This window comes from Variovorax sp. 01N425 (assembly GCF_056399465.1).
The window spans coordinates 120,899-147,722 of record NZ_JBFTRJ010000016.1 but is presented as its reverse complement, the minus strand read 5'-3'; the positions used below and the strand labels follow the sequence as shown (position 1 = coordinate 147,722).

At 68.3% G+C, this 26,824-nt stretch carries 22 protein-coding genes; 19 read left to right on the top strand and 3 right to left on the bottom strand.

Going from position 1 to position 26,824, the window contains the following annotated elements; all coding sequences use genetic code 11:
- Positions 1 to 158: 158 nt before the first annotated feature.
- The 5 genes from AC1DSC_RS26040 (at position 159) to AC1DSC_RS26020 (ending at position 7,276) form a co-directional block, all read left to right on the top strand.
- Positions 159 to 1,829, top strand: a complete 1,671-nt coding sequence (locus AC1DSC_RS26040) for an AMP-binding protein (RefSeq protein WP_436288080.1) — start codon at positions 159 to 161, stop codon at positions 1,827 to 1,829.
- The gene (locus AC1DSC_RS26035; protein ID WP_436288079.1) at positions 1,826 to 3,454 is read left to right on the top strand and encodes a carboxyl transferase domain-containing protein; all 1,629 of its coding nucleotides are present in this window, start codon (positions 1,826 to 1,828) and stop codon (positions 3,452 to 3,454) included. Before AC1DSC_RS26040 ends, AC1DSC_RS26035 begins: the two co-directional genes overlap by 4 nt.
- A gap of 355 nt (positions 3,455 to 3,809) precedes the next feature.
- Positions 3,810 to 4,598, top strand: a complete 789-nt coding sequence (locus AC1DSC_RS26030) for an enoyl-CoA hydratase/isomerase family protein (RefSeq protein ID WP_436288078.1) — start codon at positions 3,810 to 3,812, stop codon at positions 4,596 to 4,598.
- Between the two features lie 10 nt (positions 4,599 to 4,608).
- A complete protein-coding gene (locus tag AC1DSC_RS26025) occupies positions 4,609 to 5,280 on the top strand; it encodes a DUF4126 domain-containing protein (RefSeq protein ID WP_436288077.1) in 672 nt (223 codons plus the stop codon).
- Positions 5,273 to 7,276 carry an acetyl/propionyl/methylcrotonyl-CoA carboxylase subunit alpha gene (locus tag AC1DSC_RS26020; protein ID WP_436288076.1) on the top strand — a complete coding sequence of 668 codons (2,004 nt, stop codon included), beginning with the start codon at positions 5,273 to 5,275 and terminating at the stop codon, positions 7,274 to 7,276. Before AC1DSC_RS26025 ends, AC1DSC_RS26020 begins: the two co-directional genes overlap by 8 nt.
- On the opposite strand, the gene AC1DSC_RS26015 is transcribed toward AC1DSC_RS26020, so the two are convergent.
- A complete protein-coding gene (locus AC1DSC_RS26015) occupies positions 7,273 to 7,587 on the bottom strand; it encodes an EthD family reductase (RefSeq protein ID WP_018907056.1) in 315 nt (104 codons plus the stop codon). The genes AC1DSC_RS26020 and AC1DSC_RS26015 overlap by 4 nt on opposite strands.
- A gap of 117 nt (positions 7,588 to 7,704) precedes the next feature.
- Between AC1DSC_RS26015 and AC1DSC_RS26010 the strand changes: the two genes are divergently transcribed.
- The 13 genes from AC1DSC_RS26010 to AC1DSC_RS25950 all read left to right on the top strand — a co-directional run bounded on the left by AC1DSC_RS26010 (position 7,705) and on the right by AC1DSC_RS25950 (position 18,315).
- Positions 7,705 to 8,625: a 2-hydroxyacid dehydrogenase gene (locus AC1DSC_RS26010; protein WP_436288075.1), complete on the top strand. Its 921-nt coding sequence runs from the start codon at positions 7,705 to 7,707 to the stop codon at positions 8,623 to 8,625.
- A gap of 94 nt (positions 8,626 to 8,719) precedes the next feature.
- Positions 8,720 to 9,457 carry an IclR family transcriptional regulator gene (locus tag AC1DSC_RS26005; RefSeq protein ID WP_436288074.1) on the top strand — a complete coding sequence of 246 codons (738 nt, stop codon included), beginning with the start codon at positions 8,720 to 8,722 and terminating at the stop codon, positions 9,455 to 9,457.
- Positions 9,458 to 9,465: 8 nt separating this feature from the next.
- The gene (locus AC1DSC_RS26000; RefSeq protein WP_015867476.1) at positions 9,466 to 9,849 is read left to right on the top strand and encodes a cupin domain-containing protein; all 384 of its coding nucleotides are present in this window, start codon (positions 9,466 to 9,468) and stop codon (positions 9,847 to 9,849) included.
- 25 nt (positions 9,850 to 9,874) lie between these two features.
- Entirely contained in the window at positions 9,875 to 10,888 is a 1,014-nt protein-coding gene (locus tag AC1DSC_RS25995; protein ID WP_436288073.1) for a Bug family tripartite tricarboxylate transporter substrate binding protein, read from the top strand.
- A 124-nt stretch (positions 10,889 to 11,012) separates the two neighbouring features.
- Complete coding sequence (locus AC1DSC_RS25990) at positions 11,013 to 12,239, top strand: CaiB/BaiF CoA transferase family protein (protein ID WP_436288072.1); 1,227 nt, start codon at positions 11,013 to 11,015, stop codon at positions 12,237 to 12,239.
- Positions 12,236 to 13,405, top strand: coding sequence for an acyl-CoA dehydrogenase family protein (locus AC1DSC_RS25985; RefSeq protein WP_015867473.1), 1,170 nt, complete (start codon positions 12,236 to 12,238; stop codon positions 13,403 to 13,405). The genes AC1DSC_RS25990 and AC1DSC_RS25985 overlap by 4 nt, the downstream gene beginning before the upstream one ends.
- Positions 13,406 to 13,418: 13 nt before the next feature.
- Positions 13,419 to 13,712, top strand: a complete 294-nt coding sequence (locus tag AC1DSC_RS25980; RefSeq protein ID WP_436288071.1) for an acylphosphatase — start codon at positions 13,419 to 13,421, stop codon at positions 13,710 to 13,712.
- 139 nt (positions 13,713 to 13,851) lie between these two features.
- Positions 13,852 to 14,772: a hydroxymethylglutaryl-CoA lyase gene (locus AC1DSC_RS25975; RefSeq protein ID WP_018906166.1), complete on the top strand. Its 921-nt coding sequence runs from the start codon at positions 13,852 to 13,854 to the stop codon at positions 14,770 to 14,772.
- 4 nt (positions 14,773 to 14,776) lie between these two features.
- A complete protein-coding gene (locus tag AC1DSC_RS25970) occupies positions 14,777 to 15,265 on the top strand; it encodes a YbaK/EbsC family protein (RefSeq protein WP_062367339.1) in 489 nt (162 codons plus the stop codon).
- Positions 15,262 to 15,540 carry a DUF1289 domain-containing protein gene (locus AC1DSC_RS25965; RefSeq protein ID WP_307595622.1) on the top strand — a complete coding sequence of 93 codons (279 nt, stop codon included), beginning with the start codon at positions 15,262 to 15,264 and terminating at the stop codon, positions 15,538 to 15,540. The genes AC1DSC_RS25970 and AC1DSC_RS25965 overlap by 4 nt, the downstream gene beginning before the upstream one ends.
- On the top strand, positions 15,537 to 16,181 hold the full coding sequence (locus AC1DSC_RS25960; protein ID WP_062367341.1) for a 2-hydroxychromene-2-carboxylate isomerase: 645 nt from the start codon (positions 15,537 to 15,539) through the stop codon (positions 16,179 to 16,181). The genes AC1DSC_RS25965 and AC1DSC_RS25960 overlap by 4 nt, the downstream gene beginning before the upstream one ends.
- A 166-nt stretch (positions 16,182 to 16,347) precedes the next feature.
- On the top strand, positions 16,348 to 18,042 hold the full coding sequence (locus AC1DSC_RS25955) for an MFS transporter (protein ID WP_015867467.1): 1,695 nt from the start codon (positions 16,348 to 16,350) through the stop codon (positions 18,040 to 18,042).
- A 123-nt stretch (positions 18,043 to 18,165) separates the two neighbouring features.
- Complete coding sequence (locus tag AC1DSC_RS25950) at positions 18,166 to 18,315, top strand: hypothetical protein (protein ID WP_015867466.1); 150 nt, start codon at positions 18,166 to 18,168, stop codon at positions 18,313 to 18,315.
- A 22-nt stretch (positions 18,316 to 18,337) separates the two neighbouring features.
- On the opposite strand, the gene AC1DSC_RS25945 is transcribed toward AC1DSC_RS25950, so the two are convergent.
- Together AC1DSC_RS25945 and AC1DSC_RS25940 are read right to left on the bottom strand one after the other, a co-directional pair.
- Positions 18,338 to 19,453 (bottom strand): ABC transporter substrate-binding protein, encoded by a 1,116-nt coding sequence (locus AC1DSC_RS25945; RefSeq protein ID WP_015867465.1) that lies wholly within the window; start codon positions 19,451 to 19,453, stop codon positions 18,338 to 18,340.
- Between the two features lie 135 nt (positions 19,454 to 19,588).
- Positions 19,589 to 20,695: an ABC transporter substrate-binding protein gene (locus AC1DSC_RS25940; protein WP_436288070.1), complete on the bottom strand. Its 1,107-nt coding sequence runs from the start codon at positions 20,693 to 20,695 to the stop codon at positions 19,589 to 19,591.
- Between the two features lie 170 nt (positions 20,696 to 20,865).
- Here AC1DSC_RS25940 and uvrA point away from each other — a divergent pair, with 170 nt between their 5' ends.
- The gene (gene uvrA / locus AC1DSC_RS25935; RefSeq protein ID WP_436288069.1) at positions 20,866 to 26,811 is read left to right on the top strand and encodes an excinuclease ABC subunit UvrA; all 5,946 of its coding nucleotides are present in this window, start codon (positions 20,866 to 20,868) and stop codon (positions 26,809 to 26,811) included.
- Positions 26,812 to 26,824 lie beyond the last annotated feature (13 nt).

Genomic DNA, 26,824 nt, shown 5'->3' with positions numbered 1-26,824 from the left:
ATGACGCGCGCCGCCCCTTCTTCCGCCCTCTCCCCCTGGGAGAGGGCCGGGGTGAGGGCAGCAGCGATCGAGTCGAGCGCCATGCCTCATCGAGGGCCGAGCGCCCTCACCCCAACCCTCTCCCAGGGGGAGAGGGAGCAAGACAAGGAGACAAGACGATGCCACTGACGCAGAGCCTGGCGCAAGGCGCCACCAACGTCCCCCTCATCGAACAAACCATCGGCGACTTCTTCGACGGCATGGCCGCGAAGCAGCCCGACCGCGAAGCGCTCGTCAGCCGCCACGAAGGCAAGCGCTTCACCTACCGCGAGCTGCAGGCCGAGTCCAACAAGCTGGCCAGCGCATTGCTGAAGCTGGGACTCGCACCCGGCGACCGCGTGGGCATCTGGTCGCACAACAACGCGCCCTGGGTGCTGATGCAGATTGCGACCGCCAAGGCCGGGCTGATCCTCGTCAACATCAACCCGGCCTACCGCACCTCCGAGCTCGAATACGCGCTCAACAAGGTCGGCTGCAAGGCGCTGGTGACGATGGCGCAGTTCAAGACCAGCGACTACCTCGGCATGCTGCGCGAGCTCGGCCCCCAGCGCCTGCCGCAGCTGCGCCACACCTTCTGGATCGACGGCAAGGCTGCGGCCGATGTGCAGGAGCCCGGCATGCAGCGCTTCAGCGAACTGCTCGCGAGCGGCGATGCGGCCGACCCGCGCGTGGCCGCCACGCAAAAGACGCTCAAGGCCACCGACCCGATCAACATCCAGTTCACCAGCGGCACCACGGGCTTTCCCAAGGGCGCGACGCTCACGCACCGCAACATCCTCAACAACGGCTTCTTCATCGGCGAATGCATGAAGCTCACGCCGGCCGACAGGCTGTGCATTCCGGTGCCGCTCTACCACTGCTTCGGCATGGTGCTCGGCAACCTGGCCTGCCTCACGCATGGCTCGGCCATCGTGTACCCGAACGACGGCTTCGATCCGCTCACGGTGCTCGAGACCGTGCAGGTCGAAAAATGCACCGGCCTGCACGGCGTGCCCACCATGTTCATTGCCGAGCTCGACCATCCGCGCTTCAAGGAGTTCGACCTGTCCACGCTGCGCACCGGCATCATGGCCGGCTCGCCCTGCCCGACCGAGGTGATGAAGCGCGTGGTGAACGAGATGCACCTGAGCGAAATCACCATCGCCTACGGCATGACCGAGACCAGCCCCGTGAGCTGCCAGAGCAGCACCGACACGCCGCTGGACAAGCGTGTGTCCACCGTGGGCACGGTGCAGCCGCACCTGGAGATCAAGATCATCGACCCCGAGACCGGGGCCATCGTGCCGCGCGGCAGCTCCGGCGAGTTCTGCACGCGCGGCTACTCGGTGATGCACGGCTACTGGGAAGACGAGCCCAAGACCCGCGAAGCCATCGATACCGAGCACTGGATGCACACCGGCGACCTGGCCACCATGGATGCCGAGGGCTACGTGAACATCGTCGGCCGCATCAAGGACCTCGTGATCCGCGGCGGCGAGAACATCTACCCGCGCGAGATCGAGGAATTCCTGTACCGCCACCCGAAGGTGCAGGACGTGCAGGTGGTCGGCCTGCCCGACCGGAAGTACGGCGAGGAGCTGTGCGCCTGGATCATCGCCAAGCCCGGCCAGGCCGCGACCGAAGACGAGATCCGCGACTTCTGCAGGGGGCAGATCGCGCACTACAAGGTGCCGAAGTACATCCGCTTCGTCACCGAATTCCCGATGACGGTGACGGGCAAGATCCAGAAATTCAAGATCCGCGAAGCGATGGCCGAGCAGCTCGGCCTCGAACAAGAAAAGACAGCATGAGCAAGATCGAAACCAAACTCAACGCCCGCTCGGCCGACTTCCAGGCCAATGCCGCAGCCATGCGCGCGCTGGTCGACGACCTGCACAAGCAGTTCGCCAAAGTGGAGCAGGGCGGCGGCGAGGCCGCGCGCGCCAAGCACACGGCCCGCGGCAAGCTGCTGCCGCGCGACCGCGTGGCCGAGCTGCTCGACCCCGGCACGCCCTTCCTCGAGATCGCGCCGCTGGCCGCGCATGCGATGTACCTCGATGCCAAGGGCGCGGAGTCGGCACCCGGCGCGGGCCTCATCGCGGGCATCGGCCGGGTGAACGGCATCGACTGCATGATCGTCTGCAACGATGCGACGGTGAAGGGCGGCACCTATTACCCGATGACGGTCAAGAAGCACCTGCGCGCGCAGGAGATCGCCGAGCAGAACCGCCTGCCCTGCATCTACCTGGTCGACTCGGGCGGCGCCAACCTGCCGAACCAGGACGAGGTGTTCCCCGACCGCGACCACTTCGGCCGCATCTTCTACAACCAGGCCAACATGAGCGCCCAGGGCATCGCGCAGATCGCGGTGGTCATGGGCTCGTGCACGGCGGGCGGCGCGTATGTGCCGGCGATGAGCGACGAATCGATCATCGTGAAGAACCAGGGCACCATCTTCCTGGGCGGCCCGCCGCTCGTGAAGGCTGCAACCGGCGAGGTCGTCACGGCCGAGGACCTGGGCGGCGGCGACGTGCACACGCGCCTCTCTGGCGTGGTCGACCACCTGGCGCAGAACGACCTGCATGCGCTCGCGCTCGCGCGTTCGGCCGTGGCCAATCTCAATGCGAAGGCGGCCTCGGCCCAGGACACTGCAAAGGCCGAGGTGCGCCCACCCGAGTTCCCGCGCGAAGAGCTCTACGGCGTGATCCCGACCGACACGCGCAAGCCCTTCGATGTGCGCGAGATCATCGCGCGCATCGTCGACGGCAGCGAGTTCCACGAGTTCAAGGCGCGCTTCGGCGCCACGCTGGTCTGCGGCTTTGCCGAGATCGAGGGCATGCCGGTGGGCATCATCGCCAACAACGGCATCCTGTTTTCCGAATCGGCGCAGAAGGGCGCGCACTTCATCGAGCTGTGCTGCCATCGCAAGACGCCGCTGGTGTTCCTGCAGAACATCACGGGCTTCATGGTGGGCCGCAAGTACGAGAACGAGGGCATCGCGCGCCACGGCGCCAAGATGGTGACGGCCGTGGCCACGGCCAACGTGCCCAAGTTCACCATCATCATCGGCGGCAGCTTCGGCGCCGGCAACTACGGGATGTGCGGCCGGGCCTACAGCCCGCGCTTCCTCTGGATGTGGCCCAACGCGCGCATCAGCGTGATGGGCGGCGAGCAGGCCGCGAGCGTGCTGGCCACGGTGAAGCGCGACGGCATCGAATTGAAGGGCGGCAGCTGGAGCAAGGAAGAGGAAGAAGCCTTCAAGGCACCGATCCGCCAGCAGTACGAAGACCAGGGCCACCCCTACTACGCGACGGCGCGGCTGTGGGACGACGGGATCATCGACCCGGCGGACACGCGGCGGGTGCTGGCGCTCGGTTTGGCTGCGTCGCGCAATGCGCCGATTCCCGAGCCGAAATTCGGCATCTTCCGGATGTAGCCGTGGCACAGCTTTCTTGCGCTTGGGGTCGATACAGGCATCGCGTTCCGGGGTGCGCTCCCGCCGACGGGGTACCTTGCTCCGCGAATGTCCCCCGGCCTGCGGCCTCCTCCTTTATTTCGCTGCGCAAGGCACCCCATCAGCGGGAGCGTGATTCAGAGCGGTCGTTGATCAGCGGTACACCACGAGCGTGCCCTGGTGCACAGGGCATCGGGTGCTCCCCGCAGCGAAATAAAGGAGGAGGGGGCGCAGCCCCCGGGGGACATTCGCGGAGGGGAGTACCCGGTGGCCTGTGCACGCGCCCTGAACAAAACAACAGCGCCCCGAACAAGCGCCCCGAACAAACATCGCTGACATGACCTTCACCAAACTGAAACTCGAAATCCACGACACCATCGCACGCATCTGGCTCGACCAGCCCGACGCGCGCAATGCCTTCGACGACGTGGTCATCGCCGAGCTCACGCAGGCCTTCACTGACGCCGGCGCCGCGCCGAAGGTCAAAGCCATCGTGCTAGGCGCCAACGGCCCCGCCTTCTGCGCAGGCGCCAACCTCAACTGGATGCGCCGCATGGCCGACTACACGCGCAGCGAGAACATCGCCGACGCGGGCAAGCTGGCCACCATGCTGCGCACCATTGCCGAATGCCCCAAGCCCACCATCGCGCGCGTGCAGGGCGATGTGTATGCGGGCGGCATGGGCCTCGTCGCGGCCTGCGACATGGCCGTGAGCGTGGACACCGCGTGGTATTGCCTGAGCGAAGTCAAGATCGGCCTCGTGCCTGCGACCATCAGCCCGTACGTGCTGCGTGCCATGGGCACGCGCGCATCGCAGCGCTACTTTCTCACGGCCGAACGCTTCACCGCGGCCGAGGCGCACCGCATCGGCTTCGTGCATGAAGTGGTCGCGGCCGATGCGCTCGATGCCAAGGTCGACGAGCTCCTGAAGGCGCTCACCGGCGCCAGCCCCGCCGCCGTGCGTGCCTGCAAGCAACTGATCGCCGACGTGGACGGCCGCGAGATCGACGACGCGCTGATCGCCAAGACCGTCGAAGGCATTGCCGACATCCGCGCCAGCGACGAAGGCCGCGAGGGCGTGCAGGCCTTCCTGCAGAAGCGCAAGCCGTCATGGCTGGGCCACTGAGCGCCAGGCAATGAATGCGCTCGACATGCCCCAGCTGCTCGCACTGGCCGCGGCCATCGGCTGGGCCAGCGGCGTGCGGCTGTACCTGGTCGTGCTGCTGACCGGGCTGGCCGGCTACTTCGGCTGGGTGCCGCTGCCCAGCGGGCTGCAGCTGCTGGCGCATCCGGTAGTCATCGCGGCCAGCGGCTTCATGGTGTTCATCGAGTTCTTCGCCGACAAGATCCCGGGCCTCGATTCGCTGTGGGACGTGGTGCACACGGCCATCCGCATTCCTGCCGGCGCGGCGCTCGCGGCCAGCGTGTTTGGTGCCGACCATGGCGCGATGGCCATCGTGGCCGCGCTCGTGGGCGGCGGCTTCGCGGCCACCGCGCATGCGGCCAAGGCCACGACGCGCGCGGCCATCAACACATCGCCCGAGCCGTTCTCGAACGTGGGTGCGTCGCTGGTCGAGGACACGATGGTGCCAACCGGGCTGTGGCTCGCGGTGGCGCATCCGCTGGTCTTCCTGGTGCTGTTCGCCCTGGTGCTGGTGCTCAGCGTCTGGCTCATCCGCAAGAGCTGGCGCTTTCTCAAGGCGCTGTTCACTCGCGTGGCCCGCATCTTCAGCGGGCGGCCCGATCCGGGCGTCACGCCTGCATTCCAACTGAAAAAGAATCCTCCGGGAGACACTCCGAATGTTTAAGAAGATCCTCATTGCCAACCGAGGCGAGATCGCCTGCCGTGTCGCGGCCACTGCCCGCCGCATGGCGATTCGCACCGTGGCCGTGTACTCCGATGCCGACGCGCATGCCAACCACGTGCGCGCCTGCGACGAATCGGTGCACCTCGGCGGCAGCGCACCGAAAGACAGCTACCTGCGCTGGGAAAAGATCCTCGAAGCCGCCAAGGCCACGGGCGCCGAAGCCGTGCATCCCGGCTACGGCTTCCTGAGCGAGAACGAGGAGTTCGCACAGGCCTGCGCCGACGCGGGCCTGGTCTTCATCGGCCCGCCGCCTTCGGCCATCAAGGCGATGGGCCTCAAGGCCGAGTCGAAGCAGCTGATGGAAAAGGCCGGCGTGCCGCTGGTGCCCGGCTACCACGGCCACGACCAGGACCCGCAGCTGCTGCAACGCGAGGCCGACCGCATCGGCTACCCCGTGCTCATCAAGGCCAGCGCGGGTGGCGGCGGCAAGGGCATGCGCGCGGTCGACCGGGCCGAAGACTTTGCGGCGGCGCTCGCCTCGTGCCAGCGCGAGGCGACCAACAGCTTCGGCGACGACGCGGTGCTGATCGAGAAGTACGTGCAGCGCCCGCGCCACATCGAGATCCAGGTGTTCGGCGACACGCACGGCAACTACGTCTACCTGTTCGAGCGCGACTGCTCGGTGCAGAGGCGCCACCAGAAGGTGCTGGAAGAGGCGCCCGCGCCCGGCATGACCGAGGCGATGCGCAAGCAGATGGGCGAGGCGGCCGTGGCGGCAGCGCGTGCAGTGAACTACGTCGGCGCCGGCACGGTGGAATTCATCGTCGAGCAGCGCGAAGGCGGCGAGATGAACTTCTTCTTCATGGAGATGAATACCCGCCTGCAGGTGGAGCACCCGGTGACCGAAGCCATCACCGGCCTCGACCTCGTCGAATGGCAACTGCGCGTGGCCTCGGGCGAGACGCTGCCCGCAAAGCAGCAGGAGCTGCAGATCCACGGCCACGCGATCGAGGCGCGCATCTGCGCCGAGAACCCCGACAACAACTTCCTGCCCGCGACGGGCAGCTTGCGCGTCTACCGCAAGCCGCAGGCGACGGCCTTCCAGCGCAGCCGCGTGCGCATCGACGACGGCGTGCGCGAGGGCGGCGAGATCTCTCCGTTCTACGACTCGATGATCGCCAAGCTGATCGTGCACGGCAGCACGCGCGACGAGGCGCTGGCGCGGCTCGATGCGGCGCTGGCGCAGGTGCAGATCGTCGGTGTGTCGACCAATGTTCAGTTCCTGCGCGGCATCCTCGCGACCGAGTCGTTCGCCAAGGCCAACCTCGACACCGCGCTGATCGAGCGCGAGCGCGCCGTGCTGTTCGACCGCGAGGCGCTGGGCCTGCCGCTGGCCGCGGCCGCCGCCATCACGCGCACGCTGGTCACCGAGCGGCCGGTGGGCGCGCACTACCCTTTCGAGCGGCGCGACGGCTGGCGCTCGCATGGCGAGTACCGGCGCCACTTCGACTTCGAATTCCGTGGTGCCGAGCAGACGGCCGTGCTGAGCTACAGGCGCGACGGCAGCCTGTGGCTCGAAGCCGGCGGCGTTGAAGGCCCGCTGGTCGTGGGCCAGTTTCCGTCAGGCGAGTTCGAGGTCGAGTTCGCGGGCACGCGGCAGACCGTGGACGTGCACCTGGACGGCGCCACGGCCCATGTGTTCGCGTCGAAGGGCGCCACGAAGATCACCGCCATCGACCGCCTGGCCCATGCCGGCGACACCCATGCAGAAGCCGGCCGCCTCACCGCGCCGATGCCCGGCAAGGTCGTGTCCTTCGCGGTCAAGGCCGGCGACAAGGTCAGCCGCGGCCAGCCGCTCGCGGTGATGGAAGCCATGAAGATGGAGCACACCATCGCGGCGCCGGCCGACGGCACGGTGGAAGAACTGATGTTCTCGCCCGGCGAGCAGGTGGCCGAGGGCGACGAGCTGTTGCGGATGGCTGCGGCGGCGGTTTAACCCACCACCACTTCGCTGATCTGCATCACCGGCGCGATGTCGGTGTAGTTCTTGATGTCGCCCAGGATCTCCTTGGCATGCGGGCCGAACGCCGCCTGGAAGGCGTCGGCCGAGTCGCAGAACACGTGGCACATGCCGACGTAGGTCGGCGGCATGCCGGGCGCGCCGCCCGCCAGTCCCTTGTCGATGGTGTAGGACCTGCAGGCATCGCCCATGCGCGCCTTCAGGAGGGGCATGTGCTTGTCGCGGTAGTAGGCGTGGTCGAACCGCGCGCCTTCGGTGTAGGGGTACATCACGCTGACTTTGATCATGCTGGGGTCTCCGGGTGTGTCGATGTTCTGGATGGTCGCGCACGAGCATAGAAGAAGGCCTCCGGCGGTACAAGCTGCCGATCCGGTACGTGGGCCGGGGCCCCTAAGATCCGGCTCATGAAAATCATCGTTTCCCTGACCGACAACCGCCCCGAACCCTGGATCGAAGGCCTCCGGGCCGAGCTGCCCGATGCGCAGATCGAGACCTGGAAGCCGGGCGCCGCCCAAGCCGACCACGCGGTGGTGTGGGCGCCGCCCCAGCAGCTGCTCGACGAGCAGCCCGGGCTGCGCGGCCTGTTCAACATCGGCGCGGGTGTCGATGCGCTGCTCAAGCTGAAAGTCCCGCCGCAGACGCGCATCGTGCGGCTCGACGACGCCGGCATGTCGGTGCAGATGGCCGAGTACGTGTGCCACACGCTGATCCGGCACTTCCGCGAGTTCGATGTCTACGAAGCGGATGCGCGCCAGGGCAAGTGGAGCTACCGCAAGCCGCGGCTGCGGCGCGATTTTCCGGTCGGCATCATGGGCCTGGGCGTGCTCGGCGAGCGCGTGGCCAAGGCAGTCGCGCAGTTCGAGTTTCCGGTGCTGGGCTGGAGCCGTTCGCCCAAAGCCATCGAGGGCGTGCAGGTGTTCAGCGGCGAGGCGCAGTTGGGCGAGTTCCTGTCGTCCACGCGCGTGCTGGTCAACCTGCTGCCGCTGACCGAGGCCACGCGCGGCATCCTCAACCGCGAGACGCTCGGCAAGCTGCGGCCGGGCGGCTATCTCATCAACATCGCGCGCGGCGCGCACCTGGTGGAAGACGACCTGATCCCGATGCTCGATGCAGGCCAGCTGGCCGGCGCCACGCTCGACGTGTTCCAGGTCGAGCCGCTGCCCGCCGACCACGCCTTCTGGCGCCACCCGAAGATCACCGTCACGCCGCACGGCTCGGCGCGCACGCTGCGCGAGGAGTCCATCGCGCAGATCGCCGGAAAGATCCGCGCGATGGAGCAAGGCCTGCCGGTCAGCGGCGTGGTCGATCCGGTCCGGGGCTACTGACGACGGCATGCGTTACCGGCGACTACGCTGAAAGGAGGCGCAGCCAGGGGCAAACCCTGAGGCTTTTGTTTTTCACATACGCGAAAATTTCTTCATGGTTGTGAAAACAGCGTTTCGCGTGATCGAGATCGTCGAGCTCTTCGCCCGGGAGAAGCAGCCGCTGGCGCTGTCCGAGATGGCGCGCCTGCTCGAGATGCCGGTGTCCAGCTGCCTCGGGTTGATCCGCACGCTCGAAGAGCAGGGCTACATGTACGAGACCGGCCGCCGCCAGGGCTACTACCCGACCGGCCGGCTGCTGGCCATGGCGCAGGTCATTGCGGCGCACGACCCGGTGCTCGACCGCGTGCGGCCCGCGCTCGAGGAGCTGCGCGACGGCGCACGCGAAACCGTGCTGTTCGGCAAGTTCCGCGACCCGAACACGGTCGTCTACCTGGAAGTGCTGAGCGCGCCGCAGAGCATCCGCTATTCGGCCGAAGCAGGCGAGACGCGCCCGGCCTACGCCAATTCGATGGGCCGCGCGCTGCTTTCCACGCTCGCGCCCGAGGCACGCGGCAAGCTGCTGGCCGCCACCCCGCTGGCGCCGCTGACCGACGCCACGCTGACCACGCCCGAGGCCATCGAGCAGGAGCTCGAACGCTCGCCCGCGCGCGGCTGGTACGGCAACCTCGGCGAAAGCATCCCCGACCTCGTCGGCCTTGCATGGCCGCTGCGCATCGGCGGCGAGGCCTACGCCATTTCGGTGGCGGGCCCGCGCTACCGGCTCGAGCCGCGCATCGACGAGGCGGCCGCCATGCTGCGCTCCGCCTGCCTGGCCATCGAACACAAAGGCTGATCGAAACAATGACCTCCCCACGCTACTTCGTCCGCGAAAGCGACATCGCCGGCTACCACCCGGCCAACCACACCGGCACGCTCAACAAGCGGCTGATCGGCCCCGAGACCGTGGGCGCGAAGCAGCTCGAGGTGCTGGTCGGCCACATCCAGAAGGGCAAGGGCGCGCTGCCCCATGCGCACCCGGGCATCGAGCAGGTCTGCTACATGCTCGAAGGCCGCGCGGTCGCCGAGGTGGGTGGCCAGCGGCAGGAGCTGCACCCGGGCGACAGCTGCTTTTTTCCGGCCGATGCGATGCACACCTTCACGGTGGTGAGCGACGAGCCGGTGCGCGTGCTGGTCATCTACAGCCCGCCGTACGAGGAATCGCCGGAGCGCGTGATCCGGCCCTGAACGACAACCCCCGGAGACAAGAACCATGCAGACGATGAAGAACGCGACAACCACGGTCGCGGTGGCAAGCCGCCGCCGTTTCATTTCCATCGGCGCCGCCGCGGGCCTGGCCGGCGCGGCGCCCTGGGCCTTTGCGCAGGAGGGCTACCCGAAGCAGCCGATCAAGCTGATCGTGCCCTTTGCGGCCGGCAGCGGCACCGACGCGGTGGCGCGCATCACGGCGCAGATGCTGGGCGAGGCGCTCAAGGCCTCGGTCATCGTCGACAACCGCGCGGGCGCCAACGGCGTGATTGCCGCCGAGTTCGTGGCCAAGGCGCCGCCCGACGGCTACACGCTCTTCATGACCACCAACACCACGCACTCGGCCAATCCGAGCCTGATGAAGTCGCTGCCCTACGACCCGGTGAAGGACTTCGCGCCCGTGAGCCGCATGGGCAACCTGCCGTTCATGCTGGTGGTCAACAACGAGCTGCCGGTGAAGAGCGTGGCCGAGCTGCTGGCCTGGGGCCGCGCGCACCCGGGCAAGCTGACCTATGCGAGCGGCAACAGCACCGGCATCGTGAGCGGCGCCACGCTCTCGCGCATGAGCGGCGTGCCGATGCTGCACGTGCCCTACAAGAGCACGCCGCCCGCGATTGCCGACCTGATCGGCGGGCAGGTGTCGATGATGGTGGTCGACCTGGCCGCGGGGCTCGCCACCGTGAAGGCCGGCAAGATGCGCGCGATTGCCGTCACCACGCAGGAGCGCACCAAGCTCTTCCCCGAGCTGCCGCCGCTGGCCGAGACGCCCGAGCTCAAGGGCTTCGACATCACCTCGTGGAACGGCGTGTTCGCGCCGGCCGGCACGCCGCGCGATGTGGTGCTGAAGCTCAACAAGGTGCTGTCGGAAATGGCGAACGGCACGGCCTTCCGCGAGCGGGTGGCGAAACTGGGCTTCGATGCCTTCGGCAGCACGCCGGAAGAGCTGGGTGCGTTCACGGTGGCGGAGCTGGCCAAGTGGAAGAAGCTGATCCAGGCTGCCGGCATCCAGCCCGAATGAAAGCAGACCTGACTTTCTCCCTCCCCTCCCGGGGGAGGGCAGGGGTGGGGGCCAGCGGCGCCTCCATCGGGCGCTCTGCCTGCCCCCATCCCAACCTTCCCCCGGAAGGGGAAGGAGCAAAGACATGAATGCCACCGGACCACTTCAAGGCATCCGCATCCTCGACCTCACGGCCGTGGTGATGGGCCCCTATGCCACGCAGACGCTCGGCGACCTTGGCGCCGACATCGTCAAGGTCGAGCCGCCTTCCGGCGACAACCTGCGCGCCGTGGGCCCGATGCGCCATGCCGGCATGGGCGCGATGGCGCTGCACCTGAACCGCAACAAGCGCTCGATCGTGCTCGACCTCAAGCAGCCCGAGGGCCGCGAGGCGTGCCTCAGGCTCGCGGCGGGCTGCGATGCGCTGATCTACAACACGCGCCCGCAGGCGATGGCGCGGCTCGGGCTCGGCTACGAAGCCGTGGCGGCGGCCAATCCGAAGATCGTCTACCTCGGCGCCTTCGGCTACGGCGAGGAAGGCCCCTATGCCGGCAAGCCCGCCTACGACGACCTGATCCAGGGCGCGGCCGGCGTCGCCTCGCTGTTCGCGCAGCAAAGCGGCGGCGCGCCGCGCTACGCGCCCGTCACGCTGGCCGACCGCGCCGTGGGGCTGCAGGCCGCCATCGCGCTGCTCGCGGCCGTGCTGCACGCGCAGCGCACGGGCCGCGGCCAGGCGGTCGAGGTGCCGATGTTCGAGGCGCTCTCGCAGTTCGTGATGGGCGACCACCTGGGCGGCCACAGCTTCGAGCCGCCGCTCGGCCCCACCGGCTATGCGCGCCTGCTCGCTGCGCACCGCAAGCCCTACGCCACGGCCGACGGCTACCTGAGCGTGCTGATCTACAACGACAAGCACTGGCAGGCCTTCTTCGACCTGATCGGCCGGCCCGAGCTGCGCGCCTCGCCGATGTTCGGCACGCACACGGCGCGCGCCGCGAACATCGCCGCGGTGTACGCGTTCGTGGCCGAGGTGATGGCCACGCGCGGCAGCGACGAGTGGATGGCCGCGCTGGAAGCGGCCGACATTCCCGTCGCGCGCCTGCACAGCACCGAGAGCCTGATCGACGATCCGCATCTGCGCGCGGTCGATTTCTTTCCCGAGTTCGATCATCCGAGCGAAGGCCGCATCCGCACGCTCGCGCCGGTCGGACGCTACAGCGCCACGCCCGCGGGCATCCGCCGCATGGCGCCGCGCATCGGTGAGCAGAGCGTCGAGCTGCTGCGCGAAGCGGGCTATGGCGATAAAGCCATCGACCACCTGCTCGCGCGCGGCGTCACGCTGCAGCCGGCTCCACCCAAGGACAACGACAAATGAACTTCTCCCTCAATGAAGACCAGCGCTCGCTGGTGGCCGCCATCGAACGGCTGTGCGAAGACTTCCCCGCCGACTACTGGCGCGACCACGACGACCGCGCCGCATTCCCGCACGAATTCCACCGCGCCGTGGCCGACAGCGGCTGGCTCGGCATCGCGATGCCCGAGGCGCAGGGCGGCGCGGGCCTGGGCATCACCGAGGCGGCGCTGATGATGCGCGCCATCAGCGCGTCGGGCGCGGGCATGTCGGGCGCTTCGTCGGTGCACATGAACATCTTCGGGCTCAACCCGGTGGTGGTGTTCGGCAGCGAGGCACAGCGCCAGCGTTTCCTGCCGCCGCTGATCGCGGGCACCGAGAAGGCCTGCTTCGCCGTGACCGAGCCCGACGCGGGGCTCGACACCACCCGCCTCAAGACGCAGGCGGTGCGCCAGCCGAACGGCAGCTATCTGCTGCATGGCCGCAAGATATGGATATCGACCGCGCAGGTGGCCGACCGCATGCTGATCTTGACGCGCACCACGCCGCTCGACCAGGTGAAGAAGCCCACGCAGGGGCTCACGCTGTTCTACACGCCGCTGGACCGCGCCAAGGTCGAGGTGCGCGAGATCCACAAGCTCGGCCGCGCGGCGGTCGATTCGAACATGCTCTTCATCGACGGGCTCGAAGTGCCGGAGGAAGACCGCATCGGCGAGGAAGGGCGCGGCTTCGAATACATCCTGCACGGGCTCAACCCCGAGCGCATATTGATTGCGGCCGAAGCCATCGGCATCGGCCGCGCCGCGCTGCGCATCGCGGCGCAGTACGCGCAGGAGCGCGTCGTGTTCGGCCGGCCGATCGGCCAGAACCAGGGCGTGGCGCATCCGCTCGCGCGCGCCTGGGCCAACCTCGAGGCGGCCGACCTGATGGTGTTCAAGGCCGCCACGCTGTACGACGCGGGCGAGCCCTGCGGCATCGAGGCCAACGCCGCCAAGTACCTCGCGGCCGAGGCGGCGCACGACGCCTGCCAGAACGCGGTTCTCACGCTGGGCGGCATGGGCTATGCGAAGGAATACCATGTCGAGCGGCTGCTGCGCGAGAGCTACATTCCGCGCATTGCGCCGGTCAGTCCGCAGATGATCCTGAACTTCATCGCGGAAAAGGCGCTCGGCCTGCCCAAGTCGTACTGATGCTGCCCATGCCATGAATCCATCCGCCGTCACCCGCCATCTCGTCGTCCGCGGCCTGGTGCAGGGCGTGGGCTATCGCTGGTCGATGGTGCAGGCCGCGCGGCGCCTGGGCGTGTGCGGCTGGGTGCGCAACCGCCGCGACGGCAGCGTGGAGGCGCTGGCCTCGGGCCCGGCCGCTGCGGTCGATGCGCTGGTCGCATGGGCCCGCAGCGGGCCGGACGGCGCGCGCGTGGATGCGCTCGATGCCGTGGAGGCGCCCGCGCCCGCCGAGCCGCCATCGGACTTCGCGCAGCGCGAAACGGCGTGAACCGCGGCGCTGGCGCGATCTGCAACGCCGCTGGCAGGCATTGCAACCCCTGCGGCGGGCGCGGCCGAGCATGCAAGACGCAGACGGCCGACAATCGGCGGACGCTCTTTCCTTTCTCCAGCGAACCCAGAGACATCCCATGAAACTCCCCGCCAAGGTCCAGATCATCGACGTCGGTCCGCGCGACGGACTGCAGAACGAGAAGCAACCGGTCTCCGCCGAAATCAAGATCGGCCTCGTGCACCGCCTGCAGGACGCCGGCCTGAAGGAGATCGAGGTCACCAGCTTCGTGAGCCCCAAGTGGGTGCCGCAGATGGCCGACAACGCCGAGGTGATGCACGGCATCAAACGCAAGCCCGGCGTGCGCTACTCGGTGCTCACGCCCAACATGAAGGGCTTCGAGGCCGCCATTGCCGCGCCGCGCGAGGAGTGGCCCGACGAGATCGTGGTGTTCGGCGCCGCGAGCGAGGCCTTCAGCCAGAAGAACATCAACTGCTCCATTGCCGAGAGCATCGAGCGCTTCGCGCCCGTGGTGGCCGCGGCGCGCGAGAAGGGCATCGATGTGCGCGGCGCCATGTCGTGCACCGTGGGCTGCCCGTATGAAGGCGAGGTCGCGCCCGAGCGCGTGGGCATGCTGGCAAAGCTGATGAAGGACATCGGCGTGCAGCGCGTGGACGTGGCCGACACCATCGGCGTGGGCACGCCGCGCAAGGTGAAGGCTGCCATCGAGGCCACGCTGGCGCACTTCGGCGTGGACCAGATCTCGGGCCACTTCCACGACACCTACGGCCAGGCGCTGGTCAACACGCTGGCCTCGCTGGAGCTGGGGGTCTGGAACTTCCAGTCGTCCTCCGCGGGCCTCGGCGGCTGTCCCTACGCCAAGGGCGCGACCGGCAACGTGGCCACGGAAGACGTGGTCTACATGCTGCACGGCATGGGCATCGAAACCGGCATCGACCTGGACAAGCTGATCGACGCCGGCGTGTACATCAGCGAGGCGCTGGGGCGCGAGCCGAACTCGCGCGCGTCGAAGGCCCTGCGCATCAAACGGGCGGGTTGAAACGATGTGCGGCGCTGAACTTCATTCGCTGCCCGAGGGCGTGCAGCGCGTTTCCCGTGTGCTGCAGGACGCGGGCCACCCCCATTCGCCGCGCATGCTCGACGACGCCTGCCGCACCGCCCAGCAGGCGGCCGACGCGCTCGGCATTTTGGTCGGGCAGATCGCCAAGAGCATCATCTTCCGGCGCAAGAGCGACGACGCGGCGGTGCTGGTCATCACCTCGGGCGACAAGCGCGTCGACGAGAAGAAAGTCGATGCGCTGGTCGGCAAGACCGGCCGCGCCGATGCGGAGTTCGTGAAGGCGCGCACCGGCTTCACGATCGGCGGCGTGTCGCCGGTGGCGCATGCCACGCCGCCGGTGGTGCTGATCGACCGCGAGCTGTTCCGCTTCGAGGAGATCTGGGCTGCCGCGGGCCATCCGCATGCGGTGTTCCAGCTGCGCCCGCAAGACCTCGAGAAGCTCACCGGCGCGCCGGTGGCGGACGTGGTGTGAACGCCGAGGCCGCGCTGACGCTGGCCGAACGCGCCCAGGCCGTGCAGCGCCCGGCCGCCGGCGATGCGCCCGATGTGCCATCGCCCTGCACCTCGGTCTGCCGCATGGACAGCCAGAGCGGCTTCTGCGAAGGCTGCCTGCGCACCCTCCCCGAGATCGCGGGCTGGAGCCGGATGGACGGCGTGGCGCGGCGCGGCGTGTGGCGCGCGATCGAGCTGCGGGCGCGGGCCGGCCTCTGGCGCATTCCGGAACCCTCAGGAGACAAGCACGCATGAAGCACATCGACTTCTACCTCGACTTCATCTCGCCCTACGCGCACCTTGCGTTCGAGCACCTGCCCCAGGCGCTCGAGGGCCTGAGCTGCAGCGTGGCCTACAAGCCGGTGCTGCTCGGCGCCATCCTCAAGCACCACGGCCAGCTCGGCCCGGCCGAGATTCCCGCCAAGCGCAGCTGGACCTACCGCCATGTGCTCTGGCTCGGCCATGCGAACGGCATCCAGATCGAGATGCCGGCCTCGCACCCGTACAACCCGCTGCCGCACCTGCGGCTCGCGCTGTCGACGTCGGACGACGGCAGCATCAGCCGCCTGGTGGCCGAGACCATCCTGCGCAACGTGTGGCGCGGCGGCGAGGAAGCCGGCGATGCCGCGCGCCTGGCTGCGCTGGCGGCGCAGCTGGAACCGAAGCGCGACATGAACGGCGACGAGAACAAGGCGCTGCTCAAGCGCAACACCGACGAAGCGCTGCAGCTGGGCGTGTTCGGCACGCCGACCTGCAGGGTCGACGGCCGCCTGTTCTGGGGCTTCGACGGCCTCGCGATGCTGCGCGCCTACCTCGCCGGCGACGCATGGTTCGACGGCCCGCAATGGGCCGCGGCCGACCAGCGGCCGTCCTTGCTGCGAAGCAGCAAAAGCTGAGCAGAAGGCCGATTTCTTACAAGCTGAAACGGACCCCGCGGGTTTCACCTTAATCCGTAAGCGCCGGTTCAGTTTCGCGAAAGGCTCGGGTCAGTCGCGCCTCCAAGAATGCTTCACGGTCCCGAATGCCGGGGCCGATCGAACGCATACACAGGAGACGACGCAAATGGCAGCAACACTGGATTCGAGGGGGATGCCGCATCCGGCCCCCCGGCCCATGTCCGCGGAGGAAAAGAAGGTCATCTTCGCTTCCTCCCTTGGCACGGTGTTCGAGTGGTACGACTTCTACCTCTACGGCTCGCTGGCCGCGATCATCGCGAAGCAGTTCTTCAGCGGCCTCGATGCCGGCGCGGCCTTCATCTTCGCGCTGCTGGCGTTTGCCGCGGGCTTCCTGGTGCGGCCGTTCGGCGCCATCGTGTTCGGCCGGCTCGGCGACATGATCGGGCGCAAGTACACCTTCCTGGTCACGATCCTGATCATGGGCCTGTCGACCTTCATCGTCGGCCTGTTGCCCAGCTACGCGACCATCGGCGTCGCGGCGCCGGTGATCCTGATCGCGCTGCGCATGCTGCAGGGCCTCGCGCTCGGCGGCGAGTACGGCGGCGCCGCCACCTATGTGGCCGAGCATTCGCCGCACGGCAAGCGCGGTGCCTACACCTCGTGGATCCAGACCACCGCCACGCTCGGGCTGTTCCTGAGCCTGCTGGTGATCCTGGGCGTGCGCGAATGGCTCGGCGAAGCGGTGTTCAACGACTGGGGCTGGCGCATTCCGTTCCTGGTGTCGATCCTGCTGCTGGGCGTCTCGGTGTGGATCCGCCTGTCGCTGAGCGAATCGCCGGCCTTCCAGAAGATGAAGGCCGAGGGCAAGACCTCGAAGGCGCCGCTGTCCGAGTCCTTCGGCCAGTGGAAGAACCTCAAGATCGTGATCCTGGCGCTGGTCGGCCTCACGGCGGGCCAGGCGGTGGTCTGGTATTCGGGCCAGTTCTACGCGCTCTTCTTCCTGACGGCGCAGCTCAAGGTCGACGCGACCACGGCCAACCTGATGATCGCGGCCGCGCTTTTGATCGGCACGCCGTTCTTCGTGGTGTTCGGCACGCTGTCGGACAAGATCGGCCGCAAGCCGATCATCATGGCCGGCTGCCTGCTGGCCGTGGTCACCTACTTCCCGGTCTTCAAGATGCTGACCGAGGCCGCCAACCCCGACCTCGCCAAGGCGCAGGCCACCGCCGGCGTCACCGTCACGGCCGACCCCGCCACCTGCTCGTTCCAGGGCAACCCGGTGGCGCGCGAGATCGACTTCAGGAGCTCCTGCGACATCGCCAAGCGCTACCTCGTGCAGAACTCGGTGAGCTATGAGAACGTGGCCGGCGCGCCGGGTTCGAAGGCGGTCGTGAAGATCGGCGACAAGTCGGTCGAGGCGCCCGTGGGCAACGTCGTGAACCTCAAGTTCGACGAGACCTCCGCCAAGGAAATCGCCGCCTTCAAGAAGGGCGTGGCCGAAGACCTGAAGGTCGCGGGCTACCCGGCCAAGGCCGACCCCGCCAAGATCAACAAGCCGCTGACGGTCGCGCTGCTGTTCTGGCTGGTGCTGCTGGTGACCATGGTCTACGGCCCGATCGCCGCCATGCTGGTGGAGCTGTTCCCCACCCGCATCCGCTACACCTCGATGAGCCTGCCCTACCACATCGGCAACGGCTGGTTCGGCGGCCTGCTGCCGACCACTGCCTTTGCCATCGTGGCCTCGACCGGCAACATGTACAACGGCCTGTGGTATCCGATCATCATCGCGGGCGTCACGCTGGTGGTGGGCACGCTGTTCATCCGCGAAACCAAGAACGTCGACATCTACGCGAACGACTGACGCACGTTCGGCAGTGCAGGAGGGCGGCGGGAGCCGGCCCTCCGTTCAACAAAGGGGCTTCATGCCGTCGGCATGAGGCCTTTTTCTTGAACCCCCGCATTCCATCCCCAGGAGACAGAACCCATGTGGAAACTCGTTGTCGGCTTCGTCGTCTTTGCCGCCATTGCCCTGTACGTGATCTCGAAAGCCGGCGACAAGATCGACATGTCGGGCGAGAAGCATGGCGGGGACGCGGCGCAGCACGAGCCCGCGCCCGCCGCCGCACCCAAGTAGGCAAGCCGCCGCGCGGCGGCGATCAGCGCTTGAAGCGGCCTTCGCTGATGATCGACAGGTCGACGTAGTCGATGCCCGTGTGGTCCGTCGGCGAATAGCTCACGTCGATGTTGCCGCCCAGGTCGTACTGGAAGCTGTTGAGCGTGGCAATCAGCCGGGCGCGCGTGGGCTTGGGCCCCGTGCGGCGCAGCGCCTCCACCATCACCTTGGTGGCGACGAAGCCTTCGAGCAGCGCGGGCGACAGCTCGGTCTGCCCCTTCGCCTTGGCGAGCGCCATCGCCTCCTTGATCAGCGGATGGCCGAACGAGCGCTCGTAGGGCAGCACCTGCGTGACGATCACGCCGGCGCTGGCCGAGCCCAGCTCCTTGATGAAGCCCGAAGCCGCATTGTTCGACAGCGTGATGATCTGCGCCGCCGAACCCGCGGCCCGCAGCGCCTTCACGCCTTCGGTCACCGCGGTGCCCGAGCCGATCCACAGCACCGCCTGCGCATTGGCCTTGACCAGCTGCGGCACGATCGCCGAATAGTCGGGCTTGCTGCGGTCGGCCAGCGCCAGCACCGCCGGTGCGAGCCCGGCCTTCTCGAAGCCCTTGCTCGCGCCTTCCATTGCGTCCTTGCCGAAGGAGTCGTCGGCCTGCACCACGGCAATGCGCTGGATGCCCGTGGTGTGCAGGTGCTGCACCGCTTTTTCAGCCTCGCGCTGGTAGGTCGAGCGCACGTTGAAGATGTTCTTCTGCAGCGGCTTGTGCAGCGCCATCGCGCCGGTGGAAGGGCCCACCAGCGCCACGCCGTACTTGTCGAGCAGCGGGATCACGGCCAGGGTGTTGGGCGTGCCGCGGTTGAGCAGCAGCGCCAGCACCTTCTTGTCCTCGATCAGGATGCGCGTGTTCTCGAGCGAGCGCTTCGCGTCCAGGCCGTCGTCCAGCCGGATCACCTCGACCTGCTCGCCGTTGATGCCGCCCTGGGCATTGACCTGGTCGATGACCAGCTGCGAGCCCATGATGGTTTCCTTCACGCTGGCGGCCACCGGGCCCGACAGGTCGGCCGACTGGCCGATCACGATCTGCGCCGACGCGCCGAGCGCGGACAGGGCGAAGAGCAGCGCAGCAGCGCGGGACGTGGACAACATCTTCATCATCGAACAGCCTTTGGGCGAAGCGGATGCTTCTGTCAGAAGATGTGTAATGTGTTGCCGCAAGTGACAATCACTCGCTCGTGGAAACCCTGTCAAACCATAGTTGACAGTGCCCTCGGGCCGCCGCCGGCGCCGCGCTCAGCGCTTGAAGCGGCCGTCGCTGATGATCGCGAGATCGGCGAAGTCGATGCCCGAATGGTCCTGCGGCGAGTAGCTGATCTCGAGCCCGCCGAGGTCGTAGCCGCGCAGGCTCTCGAGCGCCGCCAGCACCTTGACCCGCGTCGGCTTGGGCCCGGCGCGGCGCAGCGCCTCGAGCAGCACCTTGGCCGAGGCAAAGCCCTCGAGCGCGGCCGGCGACAGCTCGGCCTGGCCCTTGGCGCGCGCCAGTGCCAGCGCTTCCTTGACCATGGGGTAGCTGATGGAGCGCTCGTTCGGGAACACCTGGGTCACGATCACGCCCCTGCTCGCATCGCCCAGCTGCTTGATGAAGCCCGACGAGGCGTTGTTCGACAGGGTGACCACCTGCGCGGCCGAGCCGGAGGCGCGCAGCGCCTTGATGCCCTCGACCACGGCAACGCCCGAGCCGATCCACAGCACCGCCTGCGCATTGGCGTCCCGGATGGCCGGCACGATGGCCTTGTAGTCGGGCTTCTCGCGGTCGGCCGGCACGGTCACGACGGGCTTGGCCTGCGCCTTGGCGAAGCCGGTCATGGCGCCCTCGAGCGCGTCCTGCCCGAAGGAATCGGTCACGTGCACCACGGCGATGCGCGCGATGCCGGTGGTGAGCAGGTGCTGGATCGCCTTCTCGGCTTCGCGCTGGTAGGTGGCGCGCACGTTGAACACGTGCTTTTGCACCGGCTTGTGCAGCACCATGGCGCCGGTCGAAGGGCCGATCAGCGCCACGTCGTGCTTGTCGAGCCACGGGATGATGGCCTGCGAATGCGGCGTTCCGCGGCTCATGAAGAGCGCCACCACCTTCTTCTCCTCGAGCAGCACGCGGGAGTTCTCGGCGGCGCGCTTGACGTCGAAGCCGTCGTCCATGCGCAGCACCTCGATCTTCTCGCCGTGCACCCCGCCCTGGGCGTTCGCGGCGTCGATCAACAGCTGGGCGCCGCCGATGGTTTCGTTCACGCTGGCGGCCACCGAGCCGGTCATGCCCGCGGTCTGGCCGATCAGGACCTGGGCCGGCGCGGATGTCGCGGCCAGGGCGAGCAGGGCCGCGCAAAGAACGTGCAGCTTGTTCATGGATAACTTCAAGGGCGGTGTTGGAACGTAAACAAAGGTGCTATTTGTTACATAAAGTGTTATTTGCGGAATCCGTACAAACCCCTGCGCGGCCACAGACCATGTGACGGAGTGCACGAATACGTCACCGGCCACTCCCTAGAATGTTTGCCCCACCCCCCAAGGCATTCATGACACAGGGCTCCATCCGGATTCGCGGCGCGCGCCAGCACAACCTCCAGAACCTCGACCTCGACATCCGCACCGGCGAGATGACCGTGGTCACCGGGCCCAGCGGCTCGGGCAAATCGAGCCTCGTGTTCGACACCCTCTATGCCGAGGGCCAGCGGCGCTACGTGGAGACCTTTTCCGCCTACGCGCGCCAGTTCCTGGACCGCATGGACAAGCCGGCCGTCGACAAGGTGGAGGGCGTGCCGCCCGCCATCGCCATCGACCAGACCAACCCGGTGCGCTCCTCGCGCTCCACGGTCGGCACGATGACCGAGCTCAACGACCACCTGAAGCTGCTCTATGCGCGTGCGGCCCAGCTGTTCGACCGCGAAACCGCGCTGCCGGTGCGCCACGACTCGCCCGACAGCATCTATGCGCAGATCGCCGAGCGCGCGGCTGCGGCGGGCGATCCGCGGCTGGTGGTCACCTTCCCGGTCGAGCTGCCGGCCGGCACCTCGGCCGATGAAGTGACGCAATGGCTCTCGGCCAGCGGCTTCACGCGCGTGCAGTCCGAGCGCGAGGTGGCCACGCCCACCGGCCCGCGCAAGATGCTCGACGTGGTGGCCGACCGCTTCCGCATCTCGAGCGCCGAGCGCGCGCGCGTGGTCGAGGCCATCGAGGTGGCGCTCAAGCGCGGCAGCGGGCGGGTCACGGTGCATGCCACGGGTGCCGACGAGAACGCACCCACGGACGTGTGGAAGTTCTCCACCGGCCTGCACTGCCCCGAAAGCGACATCCGCTACGCCGACCCGATCCCGTCGATGTTCTCGTTCAACTCGGCCGTCGGCGCCTGCGACACCTGCCGCGGCTTCGGCCGCGTGATCGGCGTCGACCTGGGCCTCGTGATCCCGAACGACAAGCTCACCCTGCGCGCCGGCGCGATCAAGACCATCCAGACCCCCGCGTGGAAGGAGGCGCAGGACGACCTCATGCGCCACGCCGAGGCGGCCGGCATCCCGCGCGACACGCCCTGGAACAAGCTCACCGACGAGCAGAAGCACTGGGTGATCGAGGGCACGCCCAACTACAAGGAAGGCAACTGGAACAAGCAGTGGTATGGCGTGCGCCGCTTCTTCGCGTACCTGGAGAGCAAGGCCTACAAGATGCACATCCGCGTGCTCTTGTCCAAGTACCGCAGCTACACGCCGTGCCCCACCTGCAGCGGCGCGCGCCTGAAGCTCGACAGCCTGATCTGGCGCATCGGCAGCAAGGAAGATGCGGATGCGGTGCTGGAGCCGGCCAAGCGCTTCATGCCGGCCGGCGTGAAGTGGACGCGCGCGCAGCTCGAGGCGCTGCCGGGGTTGTGCCTGCATGATTTGATGCTGCTGCCGATCGAGCGGCTGCGGCGGTTCTTCGACCGCATGGGCTTGGCTCCCTCCCCCGCCGGGGGAGGGCAGGGGTGGGGGCGCGCGGCCTCTGCAAAAGCTGCGGCGGTGGTGGAGGCCGAGAGCCCCCATCCCGGCCTTCCCCCGGCGGGGGAAGGAGCAAGACAGGGCGAAGCCCAGGCGCTCAAGCTCCTCCATGAAGAAATCACCACCCGCCTGCGCTACCTGCACGACGTCGGCATCGGCTACCTCACGCTCGACCGGCAAAGCCGCACGCTGTCGGGCGGCGAGGTGCAGCGCATCAATCTCACCACCGCGCTCGGCACCTCGCTGGTCAACACGCTGTTCGTGCTCGACGAGCCCAGCATCGGCCTGCATCCGCGCGACATGAACCGCATCACCGAGGCCATGCTGCGCCTGCGCGACGCCGGCAACACGCTGGTGGTGGTCGAGCACGACCCGGCCGTGATGCTCGCGGCCGACCGCGTGATCGACATGGGCCCCGGCCCGGGCATCCGCGGCGGGCAGATCGTGTTCGACGGCAGCACCGACCAGCTGCGCGATGCCGACACGCTCACGGGCCAGTACCTGGGCGGGCGCAAGAAGATCGGCATGGGCTTCAAGCGGCTCGTGAGCGAGAACACGCACCGGCTCATCCTCGAAGGCGTGCGCGAGCACAACCTCAAGAACATCACGGTCGAGTTTCCGCTCGCGCGGCTGGTCTGCGTGACCGGCGTCAGCGGCTCGGGCAAGTCGACGCTGATCCAGGACGTGCTGGCGCCCGCGCTCATGCGCCACTTCGGCAAGGCCACCGAAACGCCGGGCGCGCACGACCGCCTGCTGGGCGCCGATCACCTGGGCGACGTGGTCTTCGTCGACCAGTCGCCGATCGGCAAGACCGCGCGCTCCAATCCCGCGAGCTACGTGGGCGCATGGGACGCGATCCGCGAGATCTTCGCCACCGCCGCGCTCTCGCGCCAGCGCGGCTACACCGCGAGCAAGTTCAGCTTCAACTCCGGCGACGGCCGCTGCCCGACCTGCGGCGGCTCGGGCTTCGAGCACGTCGAGATGCAGTTCCTCTCGGACGTGTACCTGCGCTGCCCCGACTGCGACGGCAAGCGCTACCGCCCCGAGATCCTCGAGGTGAAGGTCGAGCGCAAGGGCCGGAGCTACAACGTGGCCGACGTGCTCGACCTCACCGTGGCCGAAGCCGCGGCGGTGTTCGAGGCCGACCGCGACGTGCTGCGCGTGCTGCAGCCGATCTCCGACGTGGGGCTCGACTACGTCAAGCTCGGCCAGCCGGTGCCCACGCTGAGCGGCGGCGAGGCCCAGCGCCTCAAGCTCGCGGGCTTCCTGGCCGAGGCGGCCAAGAGCGCAACGGCCAGCAAGCAGTCGGTCGCGCGCCGAGGCACGCTGTTCCTGTTCGACGAGCCCACCACCGGCCTGCACTTCGACGACATCGCGCGGCTGATGCGCGCACTGCGCAAGCTGCTCGACGCCGGCCACTCGCTGATCGTGATCGAGCACAACCTCGACGTGATCCGCGCGAGCGACTGGTGCATCGACCTCGGTCCCGAAGGCGGCGAGGGCGGCGGCCGGGTGGTGGCCGAGGGCACGCCAGAGCAGTTGCGCGAGAACCGCGCCTCGCTCACCGGCGCGGCGCTGGCCGACTACGACCTGGCCATCGGCCCCGAGGCCTACAAGGTGGCCGAGCGCGCTGCGCGGCGCTACATCGCCAATGCCAAGACGGCGCCGGGCGGCCATGCGATCGAGATCGTCAACGCGCGCGAGCACAACCTCAAGAACCTCAGCGTGAACATTCCGCGCGGCAAGTTCAGCGTGGTGACGGGCGTGAGCGGCTCGGGCAAGTCGACGCTGGCCTTCGACATTTTGTTCAACGAAGGGCAGCGGCGCTATCTCGAATCGCTCAACGCCTATGCGCGCAGCATCGTGCAGCCCGCGGGCCGGCCTGAAGTGGATGCGGTCTACGGCATTCCGCCCACGGTGGCCATCGAGCAGCGCCTCTCGCGCGGCGGGCGCAAGAGCACGGTGGGCACCACCACCGAGGTCTGGCACTTTTTGCGCCTTTTGTACGTGAAGCTCGGCATCCAGCACTGCATCCACGACGGCGCGGCGGTGCAGCCGCAGACGCCCGACAGCATCGCGGCGCAGCTGATGCGCAACTTCAAGGGCCAGCACATCGGCCTGCTCGCGCCGCTGGTGAGCAACCGCAAGGGCGTGTACACCGAACTCGCCGACTGGGCGCGGCCGCGCGGCTTCACGCACCTGCGCGTGGACGGCGAGTTCCTGCCGACCACCGGCTTTCCGCGCATCGACCGCTTCAAGGAGCACAGCATCGAGCTGCCGGTGGCCAGCCTCGACGTGCTGCCCTCGAAGGAGACCGAGCTGCGCGAGGCGCTCACCAAGGCGCTCGAACACGGCAAGGGCGTGGTGCATGTGCTGAGCCAGCTCGACGGCCTCAAGGCCGCGATGATGGCCGGCGTGTCGGCCTCGGGCATCGGCCGCGTCAACGTGTTCTCCACGCTGCGCGCCTGTCCGGTCTGCAGCACCAGCTACGCAGAACTCGATCCGCGCCTGTTCAGCTACAACAGCAAGCACGGCTGGTGCCCCGACTGCGTGGGCACCGGCGTCAAGCTCAGCAAGGACCAGCGCAAGGTCTTCGACGACTCGATCCGCGACGACGACAACAAGGGCCGCGAACAGACCTTCGCCGAGCCCGAGATCGAAGACCTGGCCGACACCGCCTGCCCGACCTGCGAAGGCACGCGGCTCAATGCGACGGCGCGCGCGGTGGGCTTCGGCGCCTCGCCGGCCGACGGCATGGGCGGCATCGGCATCACCGAGCTCGCGCGCATGAGCGTGACCGAGGTGCGGCAGTGGTTCGAAGGCCTGGCGCTCACGGGCCGCGAAGCCGAGATCGCGCGCGACCTGGTGCCCGAGATCAGGAGCCGTCTCGAATTCCTCGAGGAAGTGGGCCTGGGCTACCTCACGCTCGACCGCGGCGCGCCCACGCTGAGCGGCGGCGAAGCGCAGCGCATCCGCCTCGCGGCGCAGCTCGGCAGCAACCTGCAGGGCGTGTGCTACGTGCTCGACGAGCCGACCATCGGCCTGCATGCACGCGACAACCAGATCCTGCTGGACGCGCTGCACAAGCTCGGCGACAAGGGCAACACGCTGGTGGTGGTGGAGCACGACGAAGACACCATCCGCCGCGCCGACCACATCATCGACATCGGCCCGAGCGCCGGCAAGCGCGGCGGCCGCCTCGTGGCCGAGGGCTCGGTCGCCGACATCCAGAAGGCGGGCGATTCGCAGACCGGGCGCTACCTGCGCGATGCGATCAAGCATCCCTTGCACGAACGGCGATTGGTTCCTCTCCCTCCCCTTCCGGGGGAGGGCCGGGGAGGGGGCACGACGGCCTCGAAGAAGACCGCTGGCCGTGCAAACGCCGCGAGCCCCCACCCCAACCCTCCCCCGGGAGGGGAGGGAGCGAGTGCCAATGCCTGGCTCACGGTGCACGGCGCCGATCTGCACAACCTGCAGGACGTGACCGCCACGCTGCCGCTGCACCGCCTGGTGGTGGTGACCGGCGTGAGCGGCTCGGGCAAGTCCACGCTCGCGCGCGACGTGCTGCTGGCCAGCGTGCATGGCATCGTGGTCCAGCGCATGACCAAGGCCGGCCGCGACGCCGACGCCGCGGGCAAGCGCCCGGCCTGGTCCGGCTGCGACCGCGTCGAAGGCTACGAGAGCATCGACCGCGTGCTCGAGGTCGACCAGACCCCCATCGGCAAGACACCGCGCAGCTGCCCGGCCACCTACATCGGCTTCTGGGACACCATCCGCAAGCTGTTCGCCGACACGCTCGAAGCCAAGGCGCGCGGCTACGGCCCGGCACGCTTCAGCTTCAACACCGGCGAAGGCCGCTGCCCCGGCTGCGACGGCGCGGGCGTGCGCACCATCGAGATGAGCTTCCTGCCCGACGTGAAGGTGCCCTGCGAGGTCTGCCATGGCGCGCGCTTCAATCCCGAAACGCTGGCCGTGAGCTGGCGCGGCAAGAGCATCGGCGAGGTGCTGCAGATGGAAGTGGACGAGGCGGTCGAGTTCTTCGCGGCCATGCCCAACATCAGCCATCCGCTGCAGCTGCTGAAGGACGTGGGGCTGGGCTACCTCACGCTGGGTCAGCCCTCGCCCACGCTCTCGGGCGGCGAGGCGCAGCGCATCAAGCTGGTGACCGAACTGAGCAAGGTGCGCGACGACGTCACGCGCCGCGGCCAGAAGGCGCCGCACACGCTCTACGTGCTCGACGAGCCGACCGTGGGCCTGCACATGGCCGACGTCGAGAAGCTGATCCACGTGCTGCACCGGCTGGTGAACGGCGGCCACAGCGTGGTGGTGATCGAGCACGACCTCGACCTGATCGCCGAGGCCGACTGGATCATCGACCTGGGTCCCGAGGGCGGCAACGCCGGGGGGCGCATCGTGGCCGCGGCGCCGCCGGAGGAGGTGGTGCGGCTCGGCACGCACACCGGCGTGGCCCTGGCGCCGGTGCTGGCGCGGTAGCGGGCAGGGCGGG